Origin of the sequence: Micromonospora sp. S4605, from assembly GCF_003176715.1 — a bacterium.
Lineage (GTDB): Bacteria > Actinomycetota > Actinomycetes > Mycobacteriales > Micromonosporaceae > Micromonospora > Micromonospora echinaurantiaca.
On sequence record NZ_QGSW01000306.1, the window covers coordinates 1 to 11,416 of the forward strand.

The 11,416-nt window shown below is 72.2% G+C and carries 14 protein-coding genes and 1 pseudogene; 6 read left to right on the forward strand and 9 right to left on the reverse strand.

Annotated elements, in window-relative coordinates:
* The 7 genes from DLJ47_RS27450 to DLJ47_RS27475 all read right to left on the reverse strand — a co-directional run.
* The coding region (locus DLJ47_RS27450) for a SigE family RNA polymerase sigma factor (RefSeq protein WP_233258049.1) at positions 1 to 600 on the reverse strand (600 nt) is incomplete at its 3' end.
* Positions 601 to 702: 102 nt separating this feature from the next.
* Positions 703 to 1,575 carry a PH domain-containing protein gene (locus DLJ47_RS27455; RefSeq protein WP_109904187.1) on the reverse strand — a complete coding sequence of 291 codons (873 nt, stop codon included), beginning with the start codon at positions 1,573 to 1,575 and terminating at the stop codon, positions 703 to 705.
* A gap of 6 nt (positions 1,576 to 1,581) precedes the next feature.
* Complete coding sequence (locus DLJ47_RS36425) at positions 1,582 to 1,740, reverse strand: hypothetical protein (protein WP_007455302.1); 159 nt, start codon at positions 1,738 to 1,740, stop codon at positions 1,582 to 1,584.
* A gap of 116 nt (positions 1,741 to 1,856) precedes the next feature.
* Positions 1,857 to 2,543, reverse strand: a complete 687-nt coding sequence (locus DLJ47_RS27460; RefSeq protein ID WP_342447651.1) for a DUF6758 family protein — start codon at positions 2,541 to 2,543, stop codon at positions 1,857 to 1,859.
* 97 nt (positions 2,544 to 2,640) lie between these two features.
* Entirely contained in the window at positions 2,641 to 3,258 is a 618-nt protein-coding gene (locus tag DLJ47_RS27465) for a TrmH family RNA methyltransferase (protein WP_109904191.1), read from the reverse strand.
* Positions 3,259 to 3,320: 62 nt separating this feature from the next.
* Entirely contained in the window at positions 3,321 to 3,854 is a 534-nt protein-coding gene (locus DLJ47_RS27470; protein WP_172899444.1) for a hypothetical protein, read from the reverse strand.
* Between the two features lie 97 nt (positions 3,855 to 3,951).
* Positions 3,952 to 4,467, reverse strand: coding sequence for a MaoC family dehydratase (locus DLJ47_RS27475; protein ID WP_088997256.1), 516 nt, complete (start codon positions 4,465 to 4,467; stop codon positions 3,952 to 3,954).
* A 540-nt stretch (positions 4,468 to 5,007) separates the two neighbouring features.
* On the opposite strand from DLJ47_RS27475, the gene trxA reads away from it, so the two are divergent.
* The 3 genes from trxA (at position 5,008) to DLJ47_RS27490 (ending at position 6,846) form a co-directional block, all read left to right on the forward strand.
* Positions 5,008 to 5,370: a thioredoxin gene (trxA, locus tag DLJ47_RS27480; protein WP_088997255.1), complete on the forward strand. Its 363-nt coding sequence runs from the start codon at positions 5,008 to 5,010 to the stop codon at positions 5,368 to 5,370.
* 115 nt (positions 5,371 to 5,485) lie between these two features.
* Positions 5,486 to 5,926, forward strand: a complete 441-nt coding sequence (locus DLJ47_RS27485) for a hypothetical protein (protein ID WP_109904193.1) — start codon at positions 5,486 to 5,488, stop codon at positions 5,924 to 5,926.
* Positions 5,923 to 6,846, forward strand: a complete 924-nt coding sequence (locus tag DLJ47_RS27490) for an HTTM domain-containing protein (RefSeq protein WP_109904195.1) — start codon at positions 5,923 to 5,925, stop codon at positions 6,844 to 6,846. Before DLJ47_RS27485 ends, DLJ47_RS27490 begins: the two co-directional genes overlap by 4 nt.
* Positions 6,847 to 6,909: 63 nt before the next feature.
* Here the strand turns inward: DLJ47_RS27490 and DLJ47_RS27495 are convergent, their stop codons facing one another.
* On the reverse strand, positions 6,910 to 7,323 hold the full coding sequence (locus tag DLJ47_RS27495) for a thiol-disulfide oxidoreductase DCC family protein (RefSeq protein WP_088997253.1): 414 nt from the start codon (positions 7,321 to 7,323) through the stop codon (positions 6,910 to 6,912).
* 102 nt (positions 7,324 to 7,425) lie between these two features.
* Between DLJ47_RS27495 and DLJ47_RS27500 the strand changes: the two genes are divergently transcribed.
* Positions 7,426 to 9,300 (forward strand): intein-containing Rv2578c family radical SAM protein, encoded by a 1,875-nt coding sequence (locus DLJ47_RS27500; RefSeq protein WP_109904201.1) that lies wholly within the window; start codon positions 7,426 to 7,428, stop codon positions 9,298 to 9,300.
* Between the two features lie 61 nt (positions 9,301 to 9,361).
* On the forward strand, positions 9,362 to 9,769 hold the full coding sequence (locus DLJ47_RS27505) for a CoA-binding protein (protein ID WP_109904197.1): 408 nt from the start codon (positions 9,362 to 9,364) through the stop codon (positions 9,767 to 9,769).
* Positions 9,770 to 9,802: 33 nt separating this feature from the next.
* On the opposite strand, the gene DLJ47_RS27510 is transcribed toward DLJ47_RS27505, so the two are convergent.
* Positions 9,803 to 10,999, reverse strand: coding sequence for an acyl-CoA dehydrogenase family protein (locus DLJ47_RS27510; protein ID WP_109904199.1), 1,197 nt, complete (start codon positions 10,997 to 10,999; stop codon positions 9,803 to 9,805).
* A gap of 178 nt (positions 11,000 to 11,177) precedes the next feature.
* Here DLJ47_RS27510 and DLJ47_RS37155 point away from each other — a divergent pair.
* Positions 11,178 to 11,416 (forward strand): annotated as a pseudogene (locus tag DLJ47_RS37155) (PH domain-containing protein); the annotation flags it as partial.

An 11,416-nucleotide genomic window follows, 5' to 3' on the forward strand; every position in this document is an offset into this window, starting at 1 on the left:
GTCCGGCCGTGGGGCCGGTGCGGCGGTGGCGCCCCGGCCGGCGGCGCGGCGGGCGGCGGGCGGTCGGGCCGGCGCCGGTTCGGTCTCGGCGGGCAGGCCGAGCGCTCGCTCGGCGCCCAGCCGGCGGCGCAGGGTGTTCAGCGCGCGGGAGGTCTGGCTCTTCACCGTGCCGGGCGAGATCTCCAGCAGGGCGGCGGTCTGCGCCTCGGACATGTCCTCGTAGAAGCGCAGCACCAGCACCGCACGCTGCCGGGCGGGCAGGGCCTTCAGGTGCCGCCAGAGCAGGTCCCGGTCGAGCTGCTGCTCGATCTCGTCGACCCCGGCCCGCTCGGGCAGCACCTCGGTGGGGCGCTCACCGTGCCAGCGCCGCCGCCACCAACTGGTCGAGGTGTTGACCATGACCCGGCGGGCGTACGGCTCGATGGCCTCGATCCCGCCGAGCCGCTTCCAGGCCAGGTACGTCTTGGTCAGCGCGGTCTGGAGCAGGTCCTCGGCGGTGGCCCAGTCCCCGGTGAGCAGGTACGCGGTACGCAGCAGGGCCCCGGAGCGGGCCGCGACGAAGTCGCGGAACTCCTCCTCCAGTGGGTCCCTGCTCGCCACGTCCACCTCCGCGCCCTGTCCTGCCTGGCAGGCTGTCATGTCCGGACGGGTCGGGTCGACGCCCAAAGGTGTGCAGTTCATCCGATGTTCGGACGAAAACGTTCACGCCCCGTCGTCGGCCTTGGCCTCGTCGGCCTCCTTGCCCAGCCGCGCCTCGACCGCCTGCGGCTCGTACATCTCTTCGACCACACGCAGGTAGAGCTCGTTCGGGTTGGGCAGGTTCTTGATCTCGCGGAGGGCCTGCTCCTGGCCGGCGGACTCCAGCACGAAGGTGCCGTAGTTGAGCGCCCGGCCGGCCGGGGTCTGCTCGTACTTCATGTCGGTGACCCGGACCAGCGGCATCATCGCCACCTGGCGGGTGATGATGCCGTTGACCACCATGACCCGCTTGTTGGTCAGGATGAACCGGTCGTACCACCAGTCGGCGACCTTCCAGGCCACCCAGCCCATCACGGCGAACCAGAGCAGCACCGCGATGGTGGTGAGCGCGCCGACGTCCTGGCCGGCGAGGAAGCCGGAGAGGTAGCCGAGCACGAAGGTGGCCGCGACGCCGACCAGCAGCGGCGTGGTGAGGTGGACCCAGTGCCGCTTCCACTCGCCCCGGTAGCGCTCGGTGGGGAAGAGGTAGCGGGCGACCAGCGAACTGGGCTCGTCCTCCAGCGGCAGCACCCGCCGGGGTGTCATGCCGGCGGCGTCGGCGCGCAGCCCGGCCAGCTCTTCCTCGGAGATCGAGGGGTAGCCGGCCTCGGGGTCACGGACCCAGGCGCGGCCCGAGCGGCTCTCGCTGGCGTAGCCCGCCCCGGCGCCGTAGCCGGCGTCGTCGGAGAGGGAGGGGCCGTCGGAAAGGCCCGGGCCGGCGCCGTAGCCCGGCCCGTCGTCGGGCCGGTACGGCGGGATCGGCTCCGTGTCGCGCTCCCGGCGCTCCCGGTCGTCGGGGTCGTCCGGGTTGAAGGGTGGACCGGAGGGGCTGCCCATCGGCGGTCAGGCGACGAGGCTGGTGAAGAAGTCGCCGAAGCCCTGGGCGATGTCCATGATGCCGCCGCCGAGCGACTTGAAGACATCCGCCGCGGAGTTCGGCCGGTAGGCGACGAAGAAGATCAAGAATGCGATTCCGGCCCAGGTGAGGACCTTCTTGACCATGGCGGGCCATCCTCTCGCGCGGCGCCGGGTCCCATTACCGCAGCGGCACCCAGAGTATCAGTGTGGTGTCGTACAGTGAATATCTGCGTCCGTTCTCCGTCATTCCGGGAGGCATGTCAAGCCCTCCCGTGCAGGTACGGAGATGGTGCGCCGTACACGAGTTCGGGTGGTGTCCACTCGGTCAGGTCGTGCAGCACGACGTCCTCCGCGAGCAGGTGCCCCGCACTCGCCGGCCAGGCTATCGCATGCAGCCACATTCCCCGAGCCTCGCCCGCGTACGCGCTTCGATCCGCCGGTGAATTCACCAACCACAGTGGAGTGGGGTGACCGGCCACCTTGATCCGAGCCTGTCCGACGTGCTCGGGATGACCCGGACCGGGGTCGGTCAACGCGTCCGCCAGTTGTGGACCCGGATCCGGGCCCGGTATGCCGGCGAGCCGGGTGCCCAGGCCGACGCCCGGCTCCTCGGCCACGAAGACCAGGTCGGCGGGGCCGCCGGCGAGCGGCGACGGCCCCGCGCAGGCGACCGCGGTGGCGCGGACACCGGTGCGGTCGTCCCCGGCGTACGCCACGCCGGTCATCGTCCAGCCGGTCGGCAGCGGCCACGGGCACCAGAGCGGGGCGGCCGGCCGCTTCGGCGGCTCGGCGGCGGCGGTGATCCGGTCGACCACACTGGCCACGATCTCCGCTCCGATGTGCTCGGGCACGTGCAGCGGCGGGACCGGCCCGCAGTTCAGGCAGCGCGACTCGGTGTGCATCAGGTCCGGCGCCCGGACCGGACCACCGCACCTGGGACAACTCACCGCGACACTCACCTTTCCACCGTCACCCCGCACCGCCGGTCCGTCAAGCGGAGCGCCGGTTTCGGTGGTCGGTGATCGCCGGGTGCGGTATCGGTGCTCAGTCCGGTGGCGGTCCGGCGTGGGCACGGATCCAGGCGTGCATCGCGATCCCGCTGGCCACTCCGGCGTTGATCGATCGGGTCGAGCCGTACTGCGCGATCGAGAAGAGCTGGGCGCAGGCGGCCCGCGCCGGGTCGGACAGGCCCGGCCCCTCCTGCCCGAAGAGCAGTACGCAGCGCCGCGGCAGGGTGCTGGTCTCCAGCGGTCGGGAGCCGGGCAGGTTGTCGATGCCGACCACCGGCAGGTCCCGCTCCGCCGCCCAGGCGACGAACTCCTCGATCGTCGGGTGGTGCCGGACGTGCTGGTAGCGGTCGGTCACCATGGCGCCCCGGCGGTTCCACCGGCGCCGGCCGACGATGTGCACCTCGGCGGCGAGGAAGGCGTTGGCGTTGCGGACCACGGTGCCGATGTTGAAGTCGTGCTGCCAGTTCTCGATGGCCACGTGGAAGTCGTGCCGGCGCCGGTCCAGGTCCGCCACCACGGCCTCGCGCCGCCAGTACCGGTAGCGGTCCACCACGTTGCGCCGATCGCCCTCGGCGAGCAGTACGGGGTCGTAGCGCGGGTCGTCCGGCGGGTCGCCGGGCCACGGTCCCACGCCGACGTGCTCATCGGTCACGGTCTGGAGAGGGTACGGCCCGGGCGCCGGTGCACCGGCGGGACCCCGGGAACCGGTGCGGCTCAGCGCAGCCCCAGCGCGCCGCCGAGCCGTTCGAGAAACCGGCGGTCGGCGGGCGACTCGCCGGCGGGCGGCCCCGGCGTGCCGACCGGCGTCGCCCGGCACACCCGGGCGGCCACCGACTGCACCCACTGCCGGTACGCCGCCGAGTCGGCCGGGTCGGCGCGCCGGCGCAGCACCCGTGCCGCGGCGCGGCAGGCGGCGAGCAGGTCCACCAGGTCGGTGAGCCGGTCGGTGGGTTCGGGTGCGCCGTCGTGCCGGGCGTAGATCGCGGCCACCACGGCGCGGACCAGGTCGCTGTCGAAGGCCCGGCCGGCGGCGACGGCGTCCAGGCCGGCCAGCCCGGCGGCGACGCCCCGGCGGGGGCGCCCGGGACCGGGCGCGGCGGCGGCCACGACGACCCGGCCGGGCAGGTCGGTCAGCAGATCCCACTCGGCGGCGGAGTAGACGGCGGTGGTCAACGGTGCGGTACGGCGACCGGCAGAGGGCGGCTCTCCGGCGAGGGAGTGGCTCATGGGGACCTCCGGCGCCAGCATATGCCCCGGATCGGGAAAAGGGCCCCTTCCACCCGGAACCGGGGTGGAAGGGGCCCGTCGCGTCGCGGACGCGTCGACGCTCGATCGGCGGACCGGGTCAGCGGGGCTCGGGGAAGCTCGGGCGCTCCGGGTCGACGCCCTCGGGGACCGCGCTGGCCGCGTACTCCCGCTTGGGGACCATCACCCGGCGGCGGAAGACACAGACCAGCGTGCCGTCCTGGTTGTAGCCCCGGGTCTCCACCGCGACCACCCCCCGGTCGGGCTTCGAGGAGGACTCCCGCTTGTCCAGCACGGTGGTCTCGCCGTAGATGGTGTCGCCGTGGAAGGTCGGCGCGACGTGCCGCAGCGACTCGACCTCGAGGTTGGCGATCGCCTTGCCGCTGACGTCCGGCACGGACATGCCGAGGAGCAGGGAGTAGATGTAGTTGCCCACCACGACGTTGCGCTTGAACTGGCTGGCCGTCTCGGCGTAGTGCGCGTCCATGTGCAGCGGGTGGTGGTTCATGGTGAGCAGACAGAAGAGGTGGTCGTCGTACTCGGTGACCGTCTTGCCCGGCCAGTGCCGGTAGACCGCGCCGACCTCGAACTCCTCGTAGTAGCGGCCGAACTGCATCCTTGTCCCCTTCGACGGGCGGCGATGGAGTTCGGCACAGCATGCCTTATCGAGGGTTAAGGAACTGAGCGGGGCGCGGGCCGTGGGGAAATGTCACACCGGCCGCCCCGGGGGGAGACGCAATGAGCGGCGGGGCCCTCCCCGGCACCCGCCGCCCACGCTCTGATGCGAAAGATTCTGCCGGACGCCACCCCGAGCGGACAGAGACGGAGGTCACATTTATCTTTTTGTAACACTACTCTACGTAAGGATTGGTCGAGCCGTAAGCGATCTCCAGGGGGCGGATCCCCGCTTGTCAAGCGTGAAGTTACCGATCGGTGTTGCAAAAACGTGCCGATCTCCTTGGAAACGCTCCCATCACGTGCGGTCACGCAAATGCGTACTGCACTTGCGGACCGCACGACCCCGATTCGACAGACCGCTGTCGATGACGAGGATCACCTTCGCGAGCACGTTTCCGCACCACCGGGGCGGGAATCCGACGGGGTACGTCCTCGTTCCACCAGACGTAGCTATTCCGCGGTGATCGGAGAGACTCCCATGGCAACCGTAGAGCTGACCACGGCAAACTTCGACGAGGTGACCAGCGGCGACGGCATCGTCCTGGTCGACTTCTGGGCCGACTGGTGCGGTCCCTGCAAGCGGTTCGCCCCGGTCTACGAGCGCTCGTCGGAGAAGCACCCGGGCATCGTCTTCGGCAAGGTGGACACCGAGGCGCAGCAGGAACTGGGCGCCAAGTTCGACATCCGGTCCATCCCCACGATCATGGCTATCCGTGACGGTGTGATCGTCTTCGCCCAGCCGGGCGCGCTGCCCGAGTCGGCGCTGGAGAACCTGATCGAGCAGGTCGAGGCCCTCGACATGGACGACGTCCGTAAGCAGTTGGCCGAGCACAAGCACTGATCGACCACCACGACGGCCGGGTCCCCACGGTGGGGGCCCGGCCGTCGTCGTGTCCGCCCGCGGGGGTCCGGAGGCACCCCGCGGGCCGGCGCGCGTGGCGTATCGTCACGACCCGATGGAGACTCTGACCACCCGCGGCCGCGCGGCCCGACTCGCCGCCACCGCGCTCGGGCTGGCGATACTGGTGGCCGGCACCGTCTGGGGTACCGACGACCACTTCCCGTTCGGGCCGTTCCGGATGTACTCGACGTCCAACCCGCCGAGTTCCCCCGCCCCGGACACTCGCGTCGAGGGGGTCGACGTCACCGGCGCGGTGGTCGGCCTGGGCGAGCAGGCCACCGGGATCCGCCGGGCCGAGATCGAGGGCCAGCAGAGTCGCTACGCCGCCGACCCCGCGCTGCTCGCCGAGGTGGCCGACGCGTACGCCGACCGGAACCCGGACGCGGCGCGGCTGGTCGAGGTCCGCATCGTGATCCGCTGGCACGGCATCCGGGACGGCCGGCCCACCGGCCGGTGGACCGACGAGACCGTGGTGAGCTGGCAGGCGCCCCGATGATCCGCTGGCTGACCGAGCCGGTCCCGCGCGGGCGGGTGGCCGCGTTCCGTACGCTGATCTATCTCTTCGTCGCCGCGGACCTGGTGTTGTTCACCCCCTGGGTGCGCACCCGGGTCGCGGTGCCCGGCGAGCTCTACCAGCCGCTGCTGGTCGGCCGGCTGCTGCCGCTGCCCACCCCGACCCCGGCGGTGGTCGGCGTCATCTTCTGGGCGCTGCTGGTGCTCGCCCTGCTCGCCGCGACCGGCCGGGCGCCCCGGCTGCTCGGCTGGGCGGTCTTCGCGCTCTACTTCGAGTGGATGATCGTCGCGATGAGCTACGGCAAGGTCGACCACGACCGGTTCGGCCTGCTGGTGGCGCTCGCGGTGCTGCCCACCGCCGGCCGGGCCCGGCACGGCGACCCGACCCGCACCGAGGCCGGCGGGTGGGCGTTGCGGGTCACCCAGATAGCGGTGGTCTGCACGTACTTCCTCGCCGCCTGGGCCAAGCTGCGGTTCGGCGGCCTGGACTGGCTGACCGGCTCGGTGCTGGCCCGGGCGATCATCCGCCGCGGCACCGAACTGGCCGACCTGATCGCCAGCGTGCCCTACCTGCTGATCGTCGCCCAGTTCGGGATCGTCGCGTTCGAACTCGCCAGCCCGGCGATCTTCCTGCTCCGGGGGCGCTGGCGGCTCTACACGGTCGGCTTCTTCTACTCGTTCCACCTGGTGACGTTCGCGACCATCACCATCTCGTTCGCGCCGCACCTGGCGGCGATGACCAGCTTCCTGCCGCTGGAGCGGGTGCGCCCGCTGGTCTGGGCCCGGCGGCTCGTCGGCCGCCGGCGCGACCCGGCGGACGACGGACCCGCCGACGTGGCGGCGCCACCGGCGCCACCGCGCGGCGGACCGGCGGTCGCCGAGCCGGAGCCGGCCGGGCAGTAGAACGCGGTTCGGCGGTCACCGGCCGGCCGTCCAACCGCCGGCCGGGCGCCGGCCGGGCGCCGGTCAGGCGCCGGGACGGCCGGCCGGGCCGTAGAGGCGCTCCCGCGCCTCCTGCGGCAGCGAGCAGGCGGCCGTGCCGCCGGGCATCCGGTGCCGGTTGCGGGCCACCCAGCGGTACGCCGGCCAGGCTGCCGCCCGCACCGGCGGGAAGCGCAGGCCGGCGCCGGCGACCCGCCAGAGCGGCCCGCTGTCACCGAGCAGCTTCGCGATCGCGTCCGGACCGGCGGCGCGGGAGCCGTCGGCGCCCACCCACTGCACCGCCTCCTCGCACTCGGCCTCGGTCAGGCCGAGCGCGGCCAGGTCGGCGAACTGCCACGGCACCACCCGGACGCCGGTCGGGATCCGCCGGTCGATGAACTCGGCGCAGCGGGTGCAGAACGCGCAGTCCCCGTCGTAGACGAACGTCGACCTCTCCATGGCACCATCCTCCACCCACCCGGGCCGGGGCCGATGGTCGAGGTGGCCGGGAACACGGCGGGTCGCTTGCGCTCGACTCGTACGCGTGTTCGAATGGAACCCATGCGCTGGGACAACCTCTCCGCTCCCCCGGACGAGGGCGTTCCCGGGCGGGCAGCGCCAGCGACGCCACCCCTGCCGCTGGCGCTGCCCGGCGCGGTCGTCCGCACCTTCGACACCCCCGGCTTCGCCGGGATGACGTTCTACGAGGTGCGCGCCAAGTCCATCATCAACAAGGTTCCCGGCGCCTCCCGGGTCCCGTTCGAGTGGACCATCAACCCCTACCGTGGCTGCTCGCACGCGTGTGTGTACTGCGTCTCCGGTGACACTCCGGTGCTGCTGGCGGACGGGCGGACGAAGGCGATCCAGGAGTTGGAGATCGGCGAGCGGATCTACGGCACGCAGCGCCGGGGCGCCCACCGCCGCTACGTGGTGACCACGGTGCTGGCCAAGTGGTCCACGGTGAAGCCGGCCCACCGGGTCACGCTGGACGACGGCACGACGCTGGTGGCCAGCGGCGACCACCGCTTCCTGTCCCGCGAGGGCTGGCGCTACGTCTCCCCCGAGCCGGGCCGGCGGCGACGCCTGACCTGCGGGGAACGGCTGGTCGGCACCGGCCGCTTCCACGAAGGGCACAAGGGCTCCACCGACTACCGGCGCGGCTATCGGCAGGCGACGACCCGCGACGGCTCGCCTCCGGTCGCCGCTGCCGCCGGCGGTCCCGCCGACTCGTCCGAGCAGCACACCGACGACTGGTGGCTCGGTTTCCTGGCCGGCACCTTCGACCTCACGGGCCGGTGCAGCAGCGACGCCCTGCGGATCAGCGTCGCCGACGACGAGCGGCTCCACCAGGTCACCGCGGCGCTCGACCGATTCGGCTTCGACTTCGTCCGGGAGGACCACAACCTCCCCGGCCGCCCCCGACAGCTCCGGCTGACCGGCGGGCTGCGCGAACGGCTGCGGTTCCTGCACCTGGCCGAACCGGCGAGCCTGCAGGGACGGCTCGTCGACGGCGTGCCGGTGCCCCACCTCACCGCGCCGCGCGTCACCGCGGTGGAGCCGCTCGGGTTGGAGCTGCCGCTGTGGGACATCACCACCGGCACCGGGGATTTCATCGCGAACGGCGTGGTGAGCCACAACTGCTTCGCGCGGAACACGCACACCTATCTGGACCTCGACGCGGGGGCGGACTTCGACCGGAAGGTGATCGTCAAGGTCAACGCCGGGGAACTGGTCCGGCGGGAGCTGGCCGCGCCACGCTGGCGGGGCGCGCACCTCGCGATGGGCACCAACGTCGACTGCTACCAGCGGGCCGAGGGGCGCTACCGGCTGATGCCGCAGATCATCGCGGCGCTGCGGGACTTCGCCAACCCGTTCTCCATCCTCACCAAGGGCACCCTGCTGCTGCGCGACCTGCCGCTGCTGCGGCAGGCCGCCGAGGTGACCCGGGTCGGCGTCTCCTACTCGGTCGGCTTCGTCGACGAGCGGCTCTGGCGGGCCGTCGAGCCCGGGACCCCCAGCCCGCGCCGGCGGCTGGACGCCGTCCGGGCGCTCACCGACGCGGGCTTCGAGGTGGGCGTGCTGATGGCGCCGATCCTGCCCGGCCTCAGCGACAGCGACGAGTCGATCGAGGCCACCGTGTCCGCGATCGCCGCGGCGGGCGCGTCCAGCGTCACCCCGCTGGCGCTGCACCTGCGCCCCGGCGCCCGCGAGTGGTACGCGCGCTGGCTCGGGCGGGAGTTCCCGCACCTGGTGCCCCGCTACCGCGAGCTCTACCGCTCCGGCGCCTACGCCCCGCAGGCGTACCAGCGGGAACTGACCGCGCGGGTGCGGATCGCCGCCCGCCGGCACGGCCTGCACCGGGCCGAGCGCGGTGGGAACCGTAACCTCCCCGAGCCGCCGGCGCCCCCGGCCACCGAGCAGCTGACCCTGCTCTGAGGCGCCGACCGGGCCGGCCGCTCGGCGACGGCGGGCCGCCCGGCGGAGTTAGAGTCGGCTGGTGCGCTCCGCTCAGCAACTCCTCGCCGACTCCGCCGTGATCGCCGTCGTGGGCGCGTCCCGCGACCCTCGCAAGGCCGCGCACAGCGTGCCGTTGCAGATGCAGCGGTACGGCTGGCGGATCATCCCGGTCAACCCGACGGTGGACGAACTCTTCGGCGAGCGGGCGTACCGCTCGCTGGCCGACATCCCGCACCCGGTCGACCTGGTCGACATCTTCCGGCCGGCCGCGGACGCGGTCGAGGTGGTCCACGAGGCGGTGGCGATCGGCGCGCCGGCCGTCTGGCTGCAACTCGGCATCGTCTCGCCCGAGGCGCGGCGGATCGCCACCGAGGCGGGCATCGACTACGTCGAGGACCGCTGCCTGATCATCGAGCGCGCCGCCGCCGGCCTCACCCGGCTGAGCTGACCGGGCGGGCCGGTCGGACGACCGCCGCCCGGGTCAGAGCTTGTACTCCTTGAGCAGGCCGCGGGAGATGATCGTCTTCTGGATCTCCGAGGTGCCCTCGCCGATCAGCAGGAACGGGGCCTCCCGCATCAGCCGCTCGATCTCGTACTCCTTGGAGTAGCCGTAGCCGCCGTGGATACGGAACGCCTCCTGCACCACCTCCGCGCAGTACTCGGAGGCGAGCAGCTTGGCCATCCCGGCCTCGACGTCGTTGCGCTGGCCGGCGTCCTTGAGCCGGGCGGCGTTCACCATCAGGGCGTGTGCCGCCTCGATCTTCGTGCCCATCTCGGCGAGCTTGAAGGCGACGGCCTGGTGCTTGGCGAGCGGCTGGCCGAACGTGCGGCGCTGCTGGGCGTACGCGACGGCGAGCTCGAAGGCCCGGATGGAGATGCCGCAGGCGCGGGCGGCGACGTTGACCCGGCCGACCTCGATGCCGTCCATCATCTGGTAGAAGCCGCGGCCGACCTTCTCCTCGCCGCCGAGCACGGCGGTGGCGGGCACGGTCACCCCGTCGAGCACCATCTCGGTGGTCTCGACGCCCTTGTAGCCCATCTTGTCGATCTTGCCGGGGATGGTCAGGCCGGGTGCGGTCTCGCCGAAGCCGGGCTCCTTCTCCAGCAGGAAGGTGCTCATGTTGCCGTAGACCGAGTCGGCGCCGGTGTCGGTCTTCACCAGGGTGGCCACCACGGACGAGTAGGCGCCGTTGGTCAGCCACATCTTCTGGCCGTTGAGGACGTAGTTGTCGCCGTCCCGGACCGCCTTCGACTTGATCGCCGAGACGTCGGAGCCGCACTCCGGTTCCGACATCGAGAAGGCGCCGCGCACCTCGCCGGTGGCCATCTTCGGCAGCAGCCGGGCCTTCTGCTCGGCCGAGCCGTGCTGCGAGATCAGGTAGGCCACGATGAAGTGGGTGTTGACGATGCCGGAGATCGACATCCAGCCCCGGGAGAGCTGCTCCACCACCAGGGCGTAGGTCAGCAGGGACTCGCCCAGGCCGCCGTACTCCTCGGCGATGGTGAGGCCGAACAGCCCCATCTCGCGCATCCCGTCGAGGATGTCGGTGGGGTACTCGTCGGCGTGCTCCAGCCGCTGGGCGTGCGGGATGATCTCCTTGTCGGCGAACTCCCGGACGGTTTCCAGGATCGACCGCTGCTCGTCGGTCAGGCCGGGCGTCTGGGCGAGTCGAGCCATCTCAGCCTCCGGGGAATCGGCGCCTTACTCATGGGTAACTGAACGCTCGGTCAGTATCGGCCGCGCGACCGGCGACGCCAAGGTGACCAGTCCACACAACCGCTGTGAAAAGGTTCACCGCTACCGGTAGCGTCCGGCAATAGGGGCGTGATCCGCCACCGGCAGGAGGAGGACACCCGTGAGCCAGCCACCGCCGCCGGATCCGGACCGGCCGCCGTCACCCTGGGAACCACCGCCCCCTGGGCAGGAGCCCTTTCCGGCGCAGGAGCCCTCGTCGGGATACGGGCCGCCCGCGGGCCAGGAGCCGCCGCCCTCGGGGTACGGGCCGCCGTCCTACGAGCAGCAGCCGGCGTACGGACAGCCGTCGTACGAGCAGCCCGGCCAGCCCCCGCACGCCCCGCAGTGGGGACACCAACC